We start from the raw sequence: 18,070 nt of genomic DNA on the forward strand, positions 1-18,070 counted from the left end.
TGTTGTTAAAAAATGCTTTGGCGATTATTCAATCATTTATAGTTCTCTGAATGAGTGTACTAAAACAAATATTTTTTTTAATTATTTTTTTAACAAATAGGCTTATTACAATGTTTTCTTCTCAAATGGAATATATGATTTTCAGTTTAAATGCAATTGAAACTAAAAAATCCTTCTCATTTTAGTATTAAAAGGAGAAGGAATTTTTGTTCTAAAGTGACTTTTAAAATTCAATTTAGTTTCGATTTTTTATTAAATTTTATTTTAGAAAAAGCTCTTTGGTTATAATATAAATTCCCATTACTAAAACAAACCAACCAAATGCGGGTTTCAGTTTGTCACCATTAATTTTTTTTGATAATGCAGTGCCAATGAAAATTCCAACAATTGCAAATGTTGAAATGGTAATCAGAAATTGCCAATTGATTCCATTTTCTCCTCCTTCTCCAAAGAAACCAATCAACGATTTTGCAGCTATAATTACCAATGATGTTCCAACTGCTTCTTTCATAGGAAGCTTACTTAATACGACTAATGCCGGTATAATTAAGAAACCGCCGCCGGCTCCCACTAATCCTGTAATAACACCAACAATTGCACCTTCGATAAGTATGAGTGGGTAATTGAATTTTTGTTCTTCGGACTTTTCGGTTATAATTTTTTTGTCTTTTTTGATCATGCTATACGATGCGGCAATCATAATTACGGCAAAAAGTAACATCATCAACAAGTTTTTTGTAACTATAAATTCTCCAATGGAAAACACTTCTTTTGGAATTGCAGGAACAATCAAAGCTCTTGTGGTAAAAACCGCAATGATTGACGGAATACCAAAAACAATTGCTGTTTTGATATTTACTAACCCTTTTTTGAAATAGCCCACAGTGCCCACAGCACTTGTAAGCCCTACAATAAATAAGGAATAAGCAGTTGCTAAAACGGGTTCAATAGCAAATAAATAGACTAAAACTGGTACGGTAAGAATACTGCCGCCACCGCCTATTAATCCCAATGCAACGCCAATGAGTATTGATGTAAAATAACCGATATATTCCATAAGTTGTAAAATTTTATACTGCAAAGATTGTCAGTTAAAATTCCACGTACAGTAACATTTATCACACAGGAAAGTTTTTTCAAAAAATAAATTAGAAAAGGAAAAAATATAAGAAGGAAATCAGTAGTAGAAGCAATGCTTTTAATCAGTTATAAAAAAAAACAGCTGCTTTTGATAAGCAGCTGTTTTTTATATTGTAGTAGTCCTTTTTTTTAATCAGCAGGTTTTTAAATTAAATCATCGAAAGTATTTAAAACTGTACTGAAAATTTTAATGTTCTTGCGTTTTTGATGTAATTGTTGATCCGGCAGAAGCTATTACCACAAAAACAACCGCTAAAATTTCATTAAAAGTAAGGTATTCTTGTAAAAATATAAAAGCACAAATTGATGCTGCAGCAGGTTCTAAACTCATTAAAATACTGAAAGTACGTGCAGGAAGTTGTCCGAGTGCTTTCATTTCTAATGTGAAAGGAATTGCACTGGATAATAGCGCGAGTGCTACTCCTAAACCTAAAAGTTGAGGCGTAAGATTACTTAAGCCATTTCCTAGAATTCCAAAAGGGACAATAAGTATAGATGCAAATAGCATTCCTATGGTCACTGCGTCTCCACCTTTCATTATTTTTGAAATTTTTCCTCCTAATACGATATAAGCTGCCCAAAGTGCACCAGCCAAAAGAGCAAAAAGCATCCCCCAAATATCTAATCCATTATTTGACCATGGAGCAATTAATACGATTCCTGCCGCAGCAAGAAGTACCCAGAAAAAATCTATGATGCGTTTTGAACCAAAAACAGCTACTAGTAACGGACCTATGAATTCCAGTGTAACAGCAAGTCCAATGGGAATTCTCTCAATGGAAAGATAAAAAATCAAATTCATTGCGCCCAAGGATAAACCATAAGGAATAACTAATTTCCATTGGTCAGCAGTTACTTTTTTTAGGTTTGGCCTGTAAACAGCCAATAATATTAATGCGGAGATGCCAATTCTTAAAGAAGCTGTCCCGGCAGCACCAATAGCAGGAAAAAGACCTTTGGCGATAGCCGCCCCAGATTGTACACTTATTATTGCTAAAAGTACGGCGGGTAATGGAGGTATGTTGATCTGTTTAAGTTTCATGAAGGGTTGAATATAGGCGGGTAAAACTACAAAATTTATAATTTAAAGTAGGTATTGATGTAAATAATCATTGGACAATAAAACACAAAAAGCAATCAATTGTGGCTACATTTTTACCGTTTATTTCATCAGCTCTTACTTGTCCTAAAATATACTGTGACTACCAATAACAGTTTTGGTAGCATGTTTTAGAATACTATGACTAATAAATGAAGAGGGTATAGCAGCATCAGCAAAAATATTTTTGTCTTTTTTATGCTCCATAAAATTAAATTAATTTCTTTTTTACCAGTTCATTAACTCCGCCTGTTAGTGAATATACCTTTGCATTTGGCATCACGGACAAATATAATAATGCGGCTTTTAAACTTCTCTTTCCAGACTGACAAACAAATACAATCTCTTTATCTAATAAATCATCTAAATTAGAATTTAATGTGGGCAAAGGAATCGATAAATGTGAATAGAAATCTAAACGGGGCTTTTCTATAAGTTCCCGTACATCAACTAAAATAGTGTTTTCCCTAATTTCCAACCATTGTTCAAATTCAATCTCGATGACATTAGTTGGGCTATAGTTGCATAACCATTCATAATCTGTATTTTCAAAGGCTTCTACAGAAGCTGGAATATAGTTGGAAACTTCTGTATTTGGAGTCAAATACATAGTGAAAAACTCCTGATTTAATGCGTTGTATGTCAGGATTCTGTTTGTTAATGGTTTTCCAATGCCAGTTATAAGTTTAATGACTTCCGTTGCTTGTAAAACTCCAATAATACCTGGTAATACTCCTAAAACTCCTGCTTCGGAACAGTTTAAAACTTCATTATTATTTGGTGGTACAGGAAATAAATCTCTATAATTGACTGTTTTTTCCTTTTCGTTTATTGGAACATTAAATACGGCCACTTGTCCTTCAAATTTTGAAACTGCCCCAAATACTAATGGTTTGCCAAATAATACACAGGCGTCATTTATCAAATACCTGCTGGCAAAATTATCTGTAGCATCAACAATAATATCATAATCCTTGAAATGATTAATACAATCCTTTTGCGAAAAGTGCAGTTTCCAAGTTTTAATATCAATTGTGTCATTCATCAAAAGGAGTTTTTCTTTGGCAATAGCCACTTTAAAACGTCCCACATCTTGTTGTCCAAATAAAATCTGTCGGTTTAAATTGGAGTAACTTACTACATCATCATCTGCAATCCCAATATGCCCAACACCAGCAGCAACTAAATATTGTAGAATAGGGCAACCTAAACCTCCGGCTCCAATAACTAATACTTTAGCGTTTGAAAGTTTTTCTTGTGCTTCTAATCCAAATTCATTTAGCATTAGTTGACGTTGATATCGCTCCTGTAAATGTTTCATATTTTGTTATTTTAACCACCAGAAAACGGAGGCATAAAGGCGATACTACTATTTTTTTCTATTGAAATATTGTCTGTTACCATTTGTTTATTTACTGCGATTGCAAATTTCAACGATGATAAAGCAGGGAATTTCTCTAGGATTATTTTTTTTAAGTTGTCAGTAGTGTCGACATAATCAATAACTAATTTTGAGCAACCGGTAATGTCCGTTAATTGTCCAAAAAAAAGCACTTCTATTTTCATAAAATAAAATTAATCAGGTAAATAATAATTTAATGGAAGCCACTAATAATGCTGTTGCTAAAATATATTTAAGGACCGATTGATTGAACTTCTTAGCACCCAACCAAGCACCCAATATCCCGCCAATAAAGGCTACGGCAACAAAAGCAAGCATGTCGTTTTCAAATTTGACACCCTTTGATAATTGCCCCGCTAAACCGGATACCGAATTGACAAAAATAAATAATGCACTAATAGCTGCAGTTTGTTTTTGGTTTGACCAATGCAACATTAAAAGTATTGGCGAAAGTAGAATACCTCCTCCAATACCAATCAGGCCAGAAAGAAATCCGATACTGGCACCGATAATAATTGTCAATGCAAGCGTATTTTTTTTTAACTCTGAATCATTCGTATTTGGATATACAAAAAATTTTATAACTGGTATTAAGAGTGTTAAACCCAAAACTTTTTTATAAATATCTCCGTCTAATGATATCATGCCGCCTAAAAACGAAAAAGGAATTGAGGCTAGGGCAAAGGGGAGAAAAAGTTTCCATTTGAAATGTCCTTCGCGAAAAAACAGCGTAAAGGAGACCAACGATACAAACAAGTTTAATACCAATGCTGTTGGTTTCATAAAATTTGGATCAAAACTGAAAATAGCCATTAATGCTAAATAACCGCTTGCTCCACCATGACCTACGGAGGCATATAAAAATGCAATGATAAACAGTAATAAAAAAAAGGATAATGATAACGTCATTTTGTAATTTTAAAAAGGAAATAAATGTACTTCTATTTCCTGACCTGATTCAATTTTTGATGCATTTTCTGGAATTATGGCCAGACAATTAGCGTTAGCAAACGAAGAAAGTTTATAGGATTCTTGGCCCGTTTCAAGATAAACTAAATCATTATTATGCGACGCTTTTAAAAAATGTGTCATTCCTACCTGCTTATGATATTCTTGTGTAAGAACCATTTTTTTAGTTTGCAATTTTACGTTGCGTTCGGTCATAATTCCAATTGCGGGAAGTACATACTCATAAAAACAGGTTAATACCGAGGCTGGATTTCCAGGAAGACCAAAAATAACTTTTTCCGTTTTCATTCCAAATAATAATGGTTTACCGGGCTTCTGTTTTATCTTATGAAAAATGGGATTTACAGCACATTTCTCCAATGCACTCATGGTAAAATCATAATCTCCAACACTTACACCGCCCGAAATTAAAACGAGATCATTTACTTCCAATATTTGTGATAAAAGAGTCTGTAATTGATTCAGATTATCCTCAGATCTGTAAATAGTTACGTTATTAATATTCATTTGATTTAATGCAGATTGCAAGGTAAATGAATTGGATTCAAATACTTGACCATATTCTAAATCTTCTCCCGGCAATCGTAATTCATTACCGGTGACTAAAATTCCAACGCTAGGATTAGGATATACTTTGACTTTAGCAATGCCCATACTCGCCAGAAAACCTATAGTAGCCGGTTTTAAAACGGTTCCTTTTTCAAGTGCTTTTGTTCCTTTTTTTATTTCAGAACCAATACTTCTGAGGTTAGTTCCTTTATTTAAACTTTCATCATTTACAGTTAGTTTATCTGATTCGATCAATGCTTTTTCTTGCATTAAAACAGTATCAGCAGCTAACGGAACGGCAGCTCCCGTAAAAATTCGGACAGCTTCGCCCTGCTTTAATTCAAAAGTTTGTTTGCTTCCAGCTGCAATTTCTCCCACCAATTTATAATCTGAACGATTATCGTCAAAAGCAAAAGCATATCCATCCATGCTGGACTGAGGAAATGCGGGCACATTTTCAGGCGCGTAAATGTCTTCCGCCAAAACCAATCCGTTTGCTTTTTCTAATTGCATCACTGCAACGGGTAACGATTTGACATGATTTATTATTAATTCCAAAGCGCTGTGTACCGAAATCATTGTTTCCATTTATGCTGAATTTTAATAGGCGTAAGATGCAAATAAAATCAACGAAATGCGCAAGTAATCATGGATTTTATTGAATGTATCAACAAGCATATTTATTCTTTTTCGTTGTGTAAATTTTCATAATCTTCTACTGTGTCAATATCAATAACTCCTTTATCGAAATGTACTGTAGCTACATCCTGTTTTCTTTTTTCGATGATTTTTTTGGCACCAATATCACCTTCAAGCAACATCAGTTCTGGAAAAATCGTTTTGTGAAAAAGGGCAGGAGTTCCCATAATACCGGCATAGGAACAGGCAGAAATTGGCAATCCGGATTCGTCTTGAGCATCAATCAGTTGTTCTATATGCTGATTATTTATGTAAGGTTGATCGCCAACAAGTATTATGACGCCATCAACTTGAGGATACATTTTATTCATGGAAAAAAGCCCTTTTCGTAAAGAGCTAGCCATTCCTTCTTCCCAGTTTTCATTAAGTACAATATCAAGTCCCAGAACATCGAGATGCGCTTGAATCAAATCAGCATTGGCACCTAAAACGGCAATTACAGGATATAATTTTGATTGGCAAGCCATTTTTGAAACCCGTGTTAAGAGCGTCATACCATCAAATTCAAGTAATTGTTTTGGTTTTCCCATGCGACTGCTTGAACCTGCTGCCAAAATAATTATACCACATTGCTTTATTTTATGATGCATTATAAATTTTGATATCTTCTATTTGAATGTCTAATGAGTCTCTGGAATGAATGACTTCATTTTTGGTTTTTAGCATACCACCCATTTTCCCAGTCAATACGGCTTGAATTTCCGCTATAATACTGAGTGCAATTTCTTCTGGTGTTTCTGCTCCAATATCTAAACCTGTCGGACCATAAATTGTTGCCACTTTATCGGCATTTAAATGGATGCCTTCATTATGTTGTATTTCTTCCAACATGCGATGCAACTTCTTTTTTGGTCCCAAAATACCTATGTAAGGAACAGCAGCAGTACATAATGATTTTAACATATAATAATCACATTTGTAACTGTGCGTTACTAAAACAAAAAAAGTACGATTATCATACGCAAGATGTTCTAATGCAACATCTGGATTTGCTACCAAAATTTGTGAGGCGGTAGGATACCTTTCTTTGTTGGCATGCGTATCTCTTCGGTCTACAATTCTAAAATCCCATCCCAAGACATCTGCAAACTTCATAAGCGGAATAGCATCATTTCCTGCTCCTAATACCACAAGGGAAACTGGCGGATGCAAGAATTCAAAAAAAGCAGTTACTGATACGTCACCTGATTTGTATTGTTTGAAAACAGATTCGCCATTTTGCATGACATCCGTTATGTCTTTTAAAACCGCATCTTCAAACTGTTGTAGCGGTATTTTACCGGAAAGAGTTCCATTTTCTTCTAATAGTAAACAAGTGCCATATTGGACATTTTGATTATTATCTAAATCAAATAAAGTAACCAAAACTGCTTTTTGACGAACGGCTAATGCTTTACTCAGCAATTGTATTGGGTTTTCTTCTTTTTCAGAATCGATGCTTTCGAATAATACTTGTATAAGGCCTTCACATCCTAAATGAATTCCCATTTCTGAATCGTCTTCTTTTGAAGTGTCATAAGTAAAAAGAGTATTTTTTTGCTCAGAAATAGCAAATAAGGCTTTTTTTAAAGCATCACCTTCTAAACAACCGCCGCTTATGGCACCGGTAATTCTTCCGTCATCATTCACTAACATTCTGGCACCGGGTCTTCTGTAAGAGGAACCATCTAAATGAACTACGGTTACTAGAGCTGATTTTATATTTTTCTGACTGGCAACGTCATATTTTTTAATAATTTCTTGAAGTTCTTTCATTTGAAAATTAATGGAATTATAAATAAATATTTAGGATAATTTAAGGTCAAAAGGCATCTTTTTAATGCGCTTTCCGCTAATTGAAAATATGGCATTTGCTAATGCTGGTGCAAAAGGAGGTAAGCCAGGTTCACCAACGCCTTTTATTTTTCCGCCATCTGCAAGAATGTGTACTTCAATTTCTGGCGTTTCATGCATTCGTATCATTGGATTATCGTGAAAATTACTTTGCTTTATTTTCCCGTTTTCAATGGTAATTCCCGTTTTTATAGCCGCTGTCAAAGCCATCACGATGGATCCTTCAATTTGATTTTTTACATTATCTGGATTTACTACTTCTCCCAAGTCAATTACGGCATACACTTTATCAATTTTTATAGTATTGTCTTTTGTAACTGATACTTCGACTACATGGGCACACAATCCCGCAAAAAATTCCCATTGCGCAACACCTCTGCCTTTTCCTTTTGGTAATGGTTTGTCCCAATTGGAAACTTCTTTTAATTTCAATAAAACTCTTTTGGTATCGGAATCTTTGTCTAGCATTTGCAATCTAAAATCTAAAGGGTCTTTTTTGACTTTATGCGCTAATTCATCAATAAAACACTCATGGGCAAAAGCGACAGTTGAACTGGTTACCGATCTCCATGCGGCTACAGGCACATGAAAATCAGCATACACATATGAGGTTTTAATATTTGGAATTTGATAAGCCTGTTCTCCAATTCCCTCTATCATAATCGCATCGACTTTTGTTTTATCGAAATTTGGACCTACCGAATCAAAATAAGAAGGGCTTATCACTTTATGTTGAAAGCTAATTAATTCTCCTTCTTTTGAGAAACCACCTTTCAACTGTGAGAAAGTCATAGGGCGTACGGCACTATGTTGTGTGGTATCTTCTCGAGACCAAATTACTTTTACGGGTTGCTCTATTTGCTTTGCAATATTTACGGCTTCTATAACATAATCAGTATACAATCTTCTGCCAAATCCGCCTCCAATAAATTTGGAATGTAAAGTGATATTCTCTGGTTTCATTCCAATTTGGCTATGAAGGTCATTTGGTCCTAAACCGGTAATAGCACTAGGAACCTGAGTAGAGGTCCATATATCTACCTTTTCACCATTTACATGTGCGATACAATTCATCGGTTCGAGTGTATGGTGAGCCACCATAGGAGTTTCATAAAAGGATTCCACTGAATTTCCAGGTTCCGTTTTAACGCTTTCTACATGTCCTATATTCTTATCCAGTACACCAGCTTCTTTGGAAAGGTTTCGCAACTTATTTTCATAGTCGGATAAATTGAAATTTTCATATCCATTTGTATCCCATTCCACTTTCAATACTTTTCGGCCTTGAAGGGCTGACCAGTATGATTTAGCAATAACTGCCACTCCGGAATATTGATATTTTCCAACAGTTGTTTTGGCTTCCACAACTTTAATGACTCCGGGAATTTTTAAGGTTGCATCAGCATCAAAACTTTTTAAAGTACCACCAATTACCGGGGAACGAAATACAGTTGCATATACCATATTGGGAACTTCTACATCAATTCCATACTCTGCTTTTCCAGAAACTTTTAAGGGTACATCTGGTCTTTGAATAGATTTTCCGATAATCTTAAAATCACTTTTGTTTTTAAGTTTCGGTTCTTTAGGAACTTCTAATTTTGAAGCTTCTTCGATTAAATCGCCATAAGAAAGATGTTCCTTTGATAGCTTAGAATGTACGCTTCCGTTTTCGGCATAACAAGATTCAATTCCAATTCCCCATTTAACACTGGCTGCCTTAATCAGCATCTCTTTTGCGGCAGCGCCAATTTTTCTATACGCATCATAATTTCCTCTGATGGAAGAACTTCCTCCTGCTGCCTGGCCGCCGCCAAATTGTTTCTCGCCGCTGGTTTGAACTATCGTTATTGCATCAAGCGAAACTTCTAATTCTTCGGCTATAAGAGCTGGAACAGATTGAAAAGTACCTTGACCCATTTCGGGCTTAGTATTGAAAATTGTTATTTTTCCGTTTTTCTCGATTTTTACAAAAGGAGTAAAATTACTGGGTGCATCTGTAATAAAAGCTGCGTTTGCAAAACCATTAGAAGTAGCTCCTAACCATAATGCAAAACTTGCTTTACCTGTATTTTTAATAAATTGACGTCTTGATACCATTTAGTTAGTATTTAGAATTTATAATTTATAATTCTCTCTATGCAACGAATTCAATATGTTACAAATTAATAGGCTTTGTAATCTTTAGTGACAGCTTTTTTAGCTTGTTGTATTTCACTTGGTAAAACTGCCTTAGCTTCATTTTTCCATGAATTTCTGACATAGTTTAAAACATCAGCCACTTGTTCATCAGTTAAATCAGTAGCGGGCATTTCTCCATCATAGTTTACACCATTAACTACTATTGGTCCACGTAATCCAGTTGTAACCACTTTTATCAATCGATTTTTATCTGCAAAATAATCTGATTTTATCAATGTTGGAAAAACGCCTTCTATACCATTTCCTTCTTCCATGTGACAGGATGCACATTGTGTATTATAGACCGATTTACCGCGTACAATACTTGCTTTCAAATCAAAATTCTGATTGAATGATTGCAGCGTTACTGCCAATATTAAAACGACTACTATTGAAAAAACTATTTTCATTTGTTTTGTATTTTTAAAATTAAACTTTTGCTAATTCGAAAGGAAGCTTTCTAATACGTTTTCCTGTCAAATCAAATATTGCATTTGTTAAAGCAGGAGCAAATGGAGGTAATCCAGGTTCTCCAACACCTCCGGCATCGGCATCATTTTCCATGATATACACTTCAATAGGTGGAATATCTGTTATACGAGGCATTTTATACGTATTGAAATTATTTTGAACCGTTTTACCATCTTTGAATGTGATTTCATGAATCGCTGCAGCACCTAATGCCATAACAATACTTCCTTCCACTTGTGCTTTGATTATATCTGGATTTACATACCATCCACAATCAATTACTGCCCAAACCTGATCGATTTGAATTTTATTTTCTGCGTTTTTTGAAACTTTCACAATTTGTCCCACGGTACTGCCAAAACATTCCGTTATAGCAACGCCATATCCTTTGCTTCTGTTTTTCCATCCGGAAACCTCTTCCAGTTTATTCAGTAACTCACTACTTCTCTCATCTTTAAGATAGGTTCTTCTAAAAGTTATTGGATCTTTCGCTGATTCAGCAGCGAGCTCATCCATAAAACTTTCATACGCAAAACCATTGGTAGAAGCATAAACAGAACGCCACCACATAGTAGGTATTGGTGTTTCAAAAGGAATATCAACAATACTTAAATTCTGAATGTTGTCTACGTATGGTTTTAAAAATCCTTCCGTGGCACTTCTGTTGGGAATATCTTTTGCTCCGCCTCTCCAATGACTATTGTTCTGACCTGCAATAGATACTTTAAAAGCACTTATTTCATTATTTGCAACCACACCTTGACAACGGTATGAAATGCCGGGTCTGTAGGGACCTTGCGTGGCATCGTCTTCTCTGGACCAGATAACCTGAACCGGCGCATTTATTTCTTTAGAAATCATCGTGGCTTCATGTGGGTAATCCATAAAGGCTTTTCTACCAAATCCGCCTCCCAGGAAAGTCATATTAACAATGACTTTTTCCCTTGCAATTCCTAGTTCTTTACTGATGTAATCTTGAACCCATTCCGGAGCTTGTATTGGCCCCCATATTTCTATTTTATCTTTTTGATAATGTGCAATACAATTCAGTGGTTCCATACAACTGTGCGATTGATACGGAGTAGTATATACAACATCAATTTTCTTTTCTGCTGATTTTATAATGGCGTTTGAATCTCCTTTTGAAACAAAAGAAAGTCCCTCATCTTTTTGAAGCGCTTCCTCCATCCGACGATAAATATCCTCGGTATTCAAATGTTCAAATCCGGTATCGTCCCAGTCCACTTTTAAGGCTTTTTTTCCTTTCATAGCTGCCCAAACAGAATCAGCCACAACTGCTACACCTTCTCTGAACGTATTGAAAACTCCCATACGAACTACAAAAACTTGTTTTACTCCCGGAATTTTAAGCGCTTCAGTAGCGTCAAAACTTTTTACCTTACCACGAAGTCTGGGGTTTCGTTCCACCATGGCATACAGCATTCCCGGAATCATTTTATCGATACCAAAAACGGCTGTACCATTTGTTTTCAAAGGCGTATCTTGTCTTTGAAGTGGTTTTCTAATTAATTTATATTCGGATGTTTTCTTTAAAACAACATTTTTCGGAATATCAAGTTTTGATGCCTCCAATACTAATTCACCGTAGTGTAATTTTTTACCACTTGGTCTATGAATTACATGACCATCTTCTGCATAACATTCCAATTCAGAAACATTCCATTTATTACTGGCTGCTTTTATTAACATTACACGGGCAGTGGCGCTCAGATTCAAAAGGTTTTTATAGGATCCTCTAATACTGGAACTGCCTCCTGTAATTTGATTTCCATACTTCACATTATCGCCAGGAGCGAAAACTATGTTTACTTTATCAAGATCTACATGAAGTTCTTCAGCGATTATTTGAGGTATGGATTGATAGACTCCTTGTCCCATTTCGGCTCTGTGACTATAGAGCGTAACTTTACCTGAAACATCAATGTATATCCATGAATTAAGCTCAATGCCGCGATTCTCAGCATCAAAAGCAGTGATTAATTTAGGTTCTTTAGCATCTGCAGGTAAATAATATCCTAATGTAAGAGCAACTCCTGTTAAACCAGATAGTTTTAAGAATTTTCTTCTTGATATAGTATCTATGTCCATATAAAATATAAGAATAGGTTATTTTAGTACTCTTCTCAAGGCTTGTTTTCTGATGCTTTCTTGATGGCTCGTTTGATACGCGGATAGGTTCCACATCTACAGATATGCCCTTGCATTGCGGCATCAATATCGGCATCATTAGGAGAAGCATTTTTGGATAATAATGCTGCGGCAGCCATGATTTGACCCGATTGACAATAGCCACATTGAGGAACTTGCTCTTCTATCCAAGCTTTTTGAACCGGATGCGAATTGTCGTCTGATAATCCTTCTATGGTCGTTATGTTTTTATTTGCAACAGCAGCTACAGGCAAAGAGCAGGAGCGAACCGGCTGACCGTTTAGATGAACTGTGCAAGCACCACATTGCGCGATACCACAACCATATTTAGTTCCTTTTAACCCTACAAAATCTCTGATTGCCCAAAGAAGTGGCATTTGAGGATCTACATCTATTGAATAATCCTTACTATTGATTTTAAGATTAATTATTGCCATATAATATTATTTTTTAAGTAAATGAAAATCAACATATCTGTTACTGCAAGTTAATGAATTTAATAATTTAAAATTTATACAATTCAAATAATATATTACTAAAATCAAAAAATTAAAATTTTGAAAAAAAACATTGGTTTTAAGCAGAGTAAAAAGATACGTTTTATAATGTTTTTTAAAATTAAAAAGAACGATGATACTACTGAATACCATCGTTCTCTTTACAATTCTGACTATAGCAAAAGGCTAAAAGTATAGCGTAATTTAGCTTTTTAGCGAAGCCATATCAATTACAAAACGATAACGAACATCACTTTTTAGCATTCTTTCGTAGGCTTCGTTGATATCCTGCATTTTGATTACTTCAATTTCAGATACAATATTATGTTCTCCACAGAAATCAAGCATTTCCTGAGTTTCTGCAATTCCACCAATTAAAGAACCAGCTACAGATTTTCTTCCCATAATCATCGGAACAGTATTCAAAATAGGTTCCAAGCCACCCAAATAACCTACCAAAACCAAAGTTCCATTAGTGTTTAAAGTCCCTACATAAGGATTAACGTCATGAACATAAGGAACGGTGTCAATTATTAAATCGAATTTTCCATTTACAGCCTTCATGTGATTCTCGTCAGTTGAAATAACAACAGCATCTGCACCCAATTCGAAAGCATCTTTCTCTTTCTCTGGTGTTCTGGAGAAAAGGGTAACTTCGGCACCCAAACCTTTGGCTAATTTAATGGCCATATGCCCCAATCCACCTAAACCTACAACGGCAACTTTACTTCCTTTTCCAACTTTCCAGTGGCGAAGCGGTGACCAAGTGGTTATTCCCGCACATAATAAAGGTGCTGTAGCAGCCAAGTCAAGATTAGCAGGCACTTTTAAAACGAAGTCTTCGTCTACCACAATTTTTTCCGAGTAGCCTCCAAAAGTCATTCCGCCTAAATGCTTGTCTGCTCCATTATAAGTACCAATAAAACCGTTAGAGCAGTATTGTTCCAAGTCTTGTTTGCAATTATTGCATGTCTTGCATGAATCTACCATACAACCTACAGCAGCAAAATCACCTACTTTTAGTTTAGTGACTTCGTTTCCTACTTTGGTCACTTTGCCCACAATTTCGTGGCCGGGAACCGCAGGATAAGTGGTAAATCCCCAATCATTTCTAGCAGTGTGTAAATCAGAGTGGCATACACCACAATACAAAATTTCGATTTCAATGTCTTTTGCAGTAGCATTTCTGCGTTGGATATCCATTTGTTTTAAAGGGGCATCAACGGCAACTGTACCGTACGCTTTTACATTTGTTGTAGTGTTCATTTTTAAAGTGTTTTTATTAAAAAATAGTATTTATAGTTTTTTGTTTTCCAGAGTCATTTATAATTAAATAAATTTAGTAAATAGTTTGATTACTAGTATAATAAAAAAAAATATTGTTTTCGAAAAATCAAATATTACGGAATTTTATAGGGCTTATTTGAGTGTATTTTTGTTTATAAAATTGGTAATTTTATTATGTTATCCATTTTATAAAATAACCAAATTTTAAAAGATTATGAGCTAATATGTTTATGAAGCTGTTCGTAATCATAAAAAAAGAGAGAAATGATTAAAACTTCTCTCTTAGTTGTGGTCATTAAGACTATTGATAAAATCGTATATACTTGTTTATAGAAAATAGTCATTTGGAATTTAATGCATTAATTTATTCCAATACTAATTCACCCAAAGCTTCTTTACTAAAGCCTTTTAGTTGGTCATTTTCTCCTGCTTTTATTTTGCTAACCCAATTCGGGTCTGATAAAAGAGGTCTTCCTACTGCTACAAGATCAAAATCACCTCTGTCTAAACGTCTGGTTAATTCATCCAAAGAGGTAGGCTGTGAACTTTCACCCGTAAATGCTCCGAAGAAATCTCCAGAAAGTCCAACAGAACCTACAGTAATAGTTGGTTTTCCAGTTAATTTTTTTGCCCATCCTGCAAAATTAAGGTCATTGTCTTCAAATTCCGGTTCCCAAAAACGACGTTGAGAACAATGCAAAATATCGACACCGGCATCAATCAAAGGACTAAGCCAAGCTTCCATTTCTTGAGGTGTTTTTGCCAGTTTAAAGTTGTAATCCGAAGGTTTAAACTGAGAAAGTCTCATGATTATGGCAAAATCTTCACCTACTTGTTTTCTGATTTCTTTAATCACTTCTACGGCAAAACGAGTACGTTCTGCTAAGGTTTTACCACCGTAATTATCGGTACGCAGATTCGTTGCATCCCAGAAAAATTGATCGATCAGATAATCGTGAGCACCGTGAATTTCGATACAGTCAAAACCTAATTTTTTGGCATCAGCAGCAGCTTTTCCAAAAGCAATAATGGTATTTTCGATATCATTTATTGTCATGGTAGTTCCATTGCTAAAACCCGGTCTGTTTAATCCTGATGGTCCTTCAAAAGGTGCTGTTGGAACCCAACCAGAATGGTGATTGTCCATAATTCCCATGTGCCATATCTGTGGTCCCATCTGTCCACCTGCAGAATGCACGCCATCAATCACTTGTTTCCATCCTGCCAAAGATTCCTCTCCGTAAAAGTGAGGTACATTGGCATCATTTGATGAAGAAGGTCTGTTAATCACAGTTCCTTCAGATAATATTAAACCTACTTCGCCTTCAGCTCTTTTTTGATAATAAGCTGCTACAGCATCTGTTGGTACTCCATTTGGAGAAAATGAGCGCGTCATAGGCGCCATTACAATTCTATTTTTAAGATTTAGCGTCTTCAATTTGAAGGGCGTAAATAAGCTATTAGTATTCATATTGTTTTATAGATTAGATTCGATTATTTTGCTCAGTGCTGTAAATGCTTTTTCGTTGCGTTTGTAATAGGTCCATTGTCCAACACGGGTAGATTCTATAAATCCAGCGCGTTGAAGAATTGATAAATATTCTGAAACTGTTGATTGGGTGAGTCCCGCTTTGGCTTGTATTTGTCCTACGCAAACTCCGTGTTCATAACATTCAGCCATTTGTTCGGGAAAATTTATTTCAGGTTCTTTTAGCCATTCCAGTATTTGTAGTCTGGACTTGTTTGATAATGCTTTAAATATTTCTGTATGATCCATAGTGCAAATATATCGAGTTTTCCCGATATGCCAATTTAATATGAATTATTTAGGATATATTTAAGAGAACGAGTTGTTGAATATTTAGGTTTTCTTATTGTTTTTCTGGGGAAAATTTATCTGATTTTATAAAATTTTAGAGAATAGTACAAACAAAAAAAGCCTGTAAATAGTAGTATTTACAGACTTTTGATTTCAATAAAAAAATAATTAGTGAGCGCTAAGAATCTCGAATAAAATTGCTTGCGTTGCTGGTTATCCTATTAATTGAGTAAATAAATCATGCCTTTCATTAAGGTATTGGTATTCGAATCCTTTGGTATTCATATTCGTTTTGATGGACTGAATATCATTTGGATTCTTCAATTCTAACCCAACAACTACTGATCCTACTTCACGGCTATTTTTTTTGGCAAACTGAAAATAAGTAATGTCATCATCCGGGCCTAATATATAGTTTACAAATTCCTTTAATGCTCCGGGACGTTGCGGAAACTGAATCATAAAATAATGCATTAATCCTTCGTAGAGTAATGAGCGTTCTTTAATTTCGGCAGTTCTTTCAATGTCATTGTTACTGCCGCTCACAATGCAAACTACTGTTTTGCCTTTTATTTCTTCTTTGTAAAAATCTAATGCAGCGATGGTTATTGCTCCGGCAGGTTCGACCACCATGGCTTCTTCATTGTACAGTCGTAATATGGTGGTACATACTTTTCCTTCGGGAACCAGTATAATGTCGTCTAGATTTTTTTTGCAAATATCAAAAGTCAGGTCGCCCACTTGTTTTACGGCAGCTCCATCAACAAACTTATCGATAATATCTAATGCCGTGTTTTTGTCATTGTCAATTGAAGTTTTCATCGAAGGCGCTCCTTTCGGTTCTACACCAATGATTTTAGTACTAGGACTCAATTGTTTGAATACGGTTGAAAGTCCGGAAGCCAGTCCGCCACCACCGATGGGTACAAATACATAATCTATAGGTTCTTTATACGTGTCTAAAATTTCTAACCCAACAGTTCCTTGACCGGCAATGACTTCTACATCGTCAAAAGGATGGATGAACGCTTTGTTATTTTGTGTGGCATCGGCTACCGCTTTTGCGTAAGCGTCATCAAAAGTGTCTCCTGTCAAGATAATTTCGACATAGTTTTTTCCAAACAATTGAACCTGTTTTACTTTTTGTTTGGGCGTGGTTTTTGGCATGTAAATTTTCCCCATTATTTTCAAAAGGTGACAGGAAAAAGCAACGCCTTGCGCATGATTTCCAGCGCTGGCACAGACAATTCCGTTTTCTTTTTCGGGAGTGGTAAGTGTACACATTTTATTATAAGCGCCTCTTATTTTATAGGATCGAACGACTTGTAGGTCTTCGCGTTTTAGTAGAACTGTTGCTCCAAATTCCTCTGATAAATTTAAGTTTTCGATTAGTGGAGTAGGAGAGACAACGTTTTGAAGTTGTTTTTGTGCTTGTTGTATAGTTTTAAATAAAGTCATTTTTTTAGTATTTGGAATTAAAAGGAATTCATGGGGTCTAATTCGGCTATTTTTGTGGCTAATTGTTGGATTGTTTCTTTGTGTGTTTTACTGGTATAAACGCAATAATCAGTTTCCCGAATAATTGGAAAGGCATTGATAATTGATGCGACTTGTTTTTCTTTTTCATCGGAATTCGGAAACTTAAATAGTAGAATTTGGTGAGTAAAAAGTTCAGCTTCAGTCTGAAAATAACATTTGAAAACTTCAATTATTTTTTCCATTTGATACACTATGTTTTGAACGGCTTCTTCTGTTTCAATAAGCGTAATCGTAAAGCGATATAAATTTACTGTTTTGCAAAAAAATACGGAGAAGCTGTTTATGTTTGTTTTTCTTCGAGTCAAAATAAGGACCACTTTATTGATTAATCCTTCCTGTTTTTCACTGAAAAGTGTTATTGTAAATTCTTGTTTCATTGCTGAATAGTTTGTTTTTAGTTAAAAAAAAGCCTTTCT

Annotated in this window: 17 protein-coding genes; all 17 read right to left on the reverse strand. The window is 35.1% G+C overall.

Features of this window, described 5'->3' with window-relative positions; genetic code table 11:
• Positions 1-259: 259 nt before the first annotated feature.
• The 17 genes from C8C87_RS05440 to C8C87_RS05520 all read right to left on the reverse strand — a co-directional run bounded on the left by C8C87_RS05440 (position 260) and on the right by C8C87_RS05520 (position 18,031).
• Positions 260-1,057 carry a sulfite exporter TauE/SafE family protein gene (locus tag C8C87_RS05440; RefSeq protein WP_121341819.1) on the reverse strand — a complete coding sequence of 266 codons (798 nt, stop codon included), beginning with the start codon at positions 1,055-1,057 and terminating at the stop codon, positions 260-262.
• Between the two features lie 270 nt (positions 1,058-1,327).
• Positions 1,328-2,182, reverse strand: a complete 855-nt coding sequence (locus C8C87_RS05445; protein WP_099715774.1) for a DMT family transporter — start codon at positions 2,180-2,182, stop codon at positions 1,328-1,330.
• A 268-nt stretch (positions 2,183-2,450) separates the two neighbouring features.
• Positions 2,451-3,560 carry a HesA/MoeB/ThiF family protein gene (locus C8C87_RS05450; protein ID WP_121341821.1) on the reverse strand — a complete coding sequence of 370 codons (1,110 nt, stop codon included), beginning with the start codon at positions 3,558-3,560 and terminating at the stop codon, positions 2,451-2,453.
• An 11-nt stretch (positions 3,561-3,571) separates the two neighbouring features.
• A complete protein-coding gene (locus C8C87_RS05455) occupies positions 3,572-3,805 on the reverse strand; it encodes a MoaD/ThiS family protein (protein WP_121341823.1) in 234 nt (77 codons plus the stop codon).
• Between the two features lie 13 nt (positions 3,806-3,818).
• Entirely contained in the window at positions 3,819-4,550 is a 732-nt protein-coding gene (locus C8C87_RS05460) for a sulfite exporter TauE/SafE family protein (RefSeq protein WP_099715771.1), read from the reverse strand.
• 9 nt (positions 4,551-4,559) lie between these two features.
• Positions 4,560-5,747 carry a gephyrin-like molybdotransferase Glp gene (glp, locus tag C8C87_RS05465; RefSeq protein WP_199716368.1) on the reverse strand — a complete coding sequence of 396 codons (1,188 nt, stop codon included), beginning with the start codon at positions 5,745-5,747 and terminating at the stop codon, positions 4,560-4,562.
• 92 nt (positions 5,748-5,839) lie between these two features.
• The gene (locus tag C8C87_RS05470) at positions 5,840-6,448 is read right to left on the reverse strand and encodes an NTP transferase domain-containing protein (protein WP_121341825.1); all 609 of its coding nucleotides are present in this window, start codon (positions 6,446-6,448) and stop codon (positions 5,840-5,842) included.
• Positions 6,438-7,613, reverse strand: coding sequence for an XdhC family protein (locus tag C8C87_RS05475; protein ID WP_121341827.1), 1,176 nt, complete (start codon positions 7,611-7,613; stop codon positions 6,438-6,440). The genes C8C87_RS05470 and C8C87_RS05475 overlap by 11 nt, the downstream gene beginning before the upstream one ends.
• A 30-nt stretch (positions 7,614-7,643) precedes the next feature.
• The gene (locus tag C8C87_RS05480; protein ID WP_121341829.1) at positions 7,644-9,791 is read right to left on the reverse strand and encodes a molybdopterin cofactor-binding domain-containing protein; all 2,148 of its coding nucleotides are present in this window, start codon (positions 9,789-9,791) and stop codon (positions 7,644-7,646) included.
• 65 nt (positions 9,792-9,856) lie between these two features.
• Positions 9,857-10,282, reverse strand: coding sequence for a cytochrome c (locus C8C87_RS05485; protein ID WP_121341830.1), 426 nt, complete (start codon positions 10,280-10,282; stop codon positions 9,857-9,859).
• Positions 10,283-10,301: 19 nt separating this feature from the next.
• Positions 10,302-12,452 (reverse strand): molybdopterin cofactor-binding domain-containing protein, encoded by a 2,151-nt coding sequence (locus C8C87_RS05490; protein WP_121341832.1) that lies wholly within the window; start codon positions 12,450-12,452, stop codon positions 10,302-10,304.
• 35 nt (positions 12,453-12,487) lie between these two features.
• The gene (locus tag C8C87_RS05495; protein WP_302137192.1) at positions 12,488-12,949 is read right to left on the reverse strand and encodes a (2Fe-2S)-binding protein; all 462 of its coding nucleotides are present in this window, start codon (positions 12,947-12,949) and stop codon (positions 12,488-12,490) included.
• 264 nt (positions 12,950-13,213) lie between these two features.
• A complete protein-coding gene (locus tag C8C87_RS05500; protein ID WP_121341835.1) occupies positions 13,214-14,275 on the reverse strand; it encodes an NAD(P)-dependent alcohol dehydrogenase in 1,062 nt (353 codons plus the stop codon).
• Positions 14,276-14,660: 385 nt separating this feature from the next.
• On the reverse strand, positions 14,661-15,767 hold the full coding sequence (locus C8C87_RS05505) for an NADH:flavin oxidoreductase (RefSeq protein ID WP_121341837.1): 1,107 nt from the start codon (positions 15,765-15,767) through the stop codon (positions 14,661-14,663).
• A gap of 6 nt (positions 15,768-15,773) precedes the next feature.
• The gene (locus C8C87_RS05510) at positions 15,774-16,073 is read right to left on the reverse strand and encodes a helix-turn-helix transcriptional regulator (RefSeq protein ID WP_099715763.1); all 300 of its coding nucleotides are present in this window, start codon (positions 16,071-16,073) and stop codon (positions 15,774-15,776) included.
• A gap of 255 nt (positions 16,074-16,328) precedes the next feature.
• Positions 16,329-17,573 carry a threonine ammonia-lyase IlvA gene (ilvA, locus tag C8C87_RS05515; RefSeq protein WP_121341839.1) on the reverse strand — a complete coding sequence of 415 codons (1,245 nt, stop codon included), beginning with the start codon at positions 17,571-17,573 and terminating at the stop codon, positions 16,329-16,331.
• Positions 17,574-17,590: 17 nt separating this feature from the next.
• Positions 17,591-18,031: a hypothetical protein gene (locus C8C87_RS05520; protein ID WP_121341841.1), complete on the reverse strand. Its 441-nt coding sequence runs from the start codon at positions 18,029-18,031 to the stop codon at positions 17,591-17,593.
• Positions 18,032-18,070 lie beyond the last annotated feature (39 nt).

Source organism: Flavobacterium sp. 120 (assembly GCF_003633605.1).
Taxonomy (GTDB): domain Bacteria; phylum Bacteroidota; class Bacteroidia; order Flavobacteriales; family Flavobacteriaceae; genus Flavobacterium; species Flavobacterium algoritolerans.

What these genes read in the sequence shown, in the direction of transcription:
- C8C87_RS05475 (WP_121341827.1), bottom strand. Translation starts at nt 7,613, where the DNA reads ATGAAAGAACTTCAAGAAATTATTAAAAAATATGACGTTGCCAGTCAG.
- C8C87_RS05510 (WP_099715763.1), bottom strand. Translation starts at nt 16,073, where the DNA reads ATGGATCATACAGAAATATTTAAAGCATTATCAAACAAGTCCAGACTA.
- C8C87_RS05485 (WP_121341830.1), bottom strand. Translation starts at nt 10,282, where the DNA reads ATGAAAATAGTTTTTTCAATAGTAGTCGTTTTAATATTGGCAGTAACG.
- C8C87_RS05490 (WP_121341832.1), bottom strand. Translation starts at nt 12,452, where the DNA reads ATGGACATAGATACTATATCAAGAAGAAAATTCTTAAAACTATCTGGT.
- C8C87_RS05470 (WP_121341825.1), bottom strand. Translation starts at nt 6,448, where the DNA reads ATGCATCATAAAATAAAGCAATGTGGTATAATTATTTTGGCAGCAGGT.
- C8C87_RS05500 (WP_121341835.1), bottom strand. Translation starts at nt 14,275, where the DNA reads ATGAACACTACAACAAATGTAAAAGCGTACGGTACAGTTGCCGTTGAT.
- C8C87_RS05460 (WP_099715771.1), bottom strand. Translation starts at nt 4,550, where the DNA reads ATGACGTTATCATTATCCTTTTTTTTATTACTGTTTATCATTGCATTT.
- C8C87_RS05450 (WP_121341821.1), bottom strand. Translation starts at nt 3,560, where the DNA reads ATGAAACATTTACAGGAGCGATATCAACGTCAACTAATGCTAAATGAA.
- C8C87_RS05455 (WP_121341823.1), bottom strand. Translation starts at nt 3,805, where the DNA reads ATGAAAATAGAAGTGCTTTTTTTTGGACAATTAACGGACATTACCGGT.
- C8C87_RS05495 (WP_302137192.1), bottom strand. Translation starts at nt 12,949, where the DNA reads ATGGCAATAATTAATCTTAAAATCAATAGTAAGGATTATTCAATAGAT.
- C8C87_RS05480 (WP_121341829.1), bottom strand. Translation starts at nt 9,791, where the DNA reads ATGGTATCAAGACGTCAATTTATTAAAAATACAGGTAAAGCAAGTTTT.
- C8C87_RS05520 (WP_121341841.1), bottom strand. Translation starts at nt 18,031, where the DNA reads ATGAAACAAGAATTTACAATAACACTTTTCAGTGAAAAACAGGAAGGA.
- C8C87_RS05505 (WP_121341837.1), bottom strand. Translation starts at nt 15,767, where the DNA reads ATGAATACTAATAGCTTATTTACGCCCTTCAAATTGAAGACGCTAAAT.
- C8C87_RS05445 (WP_099715774.1), bottom strand. Translation starts at nt 2,182, where the DNA reads ATGAAACTTAAACAGATCAACATACCTCCATTACCCGCCGTACTTTTA.
- ilvA (WP_121341839.1), bottom strand. Translation starts at nt 17,573, where the DNA reads ATGACTTTATTTAAAACTATACAACAAGCACAAAAACAACTTCAAAAC.
- glp (WP_199716368.1), bottom strand. Translation starts at nt 5,747, where the DNA reads ATGGAAACAATGATTTCGGTACACAGCGCTTTGGAATTAATAATAAAT.
- C8C87_RS05440 (WP_121341819.1), bottom strand. Translation starts at nt 1,057, where the DNA reads ATGGAATATATCGGTTATTTTACATCAATACTCATTGGCGTTGCATTG.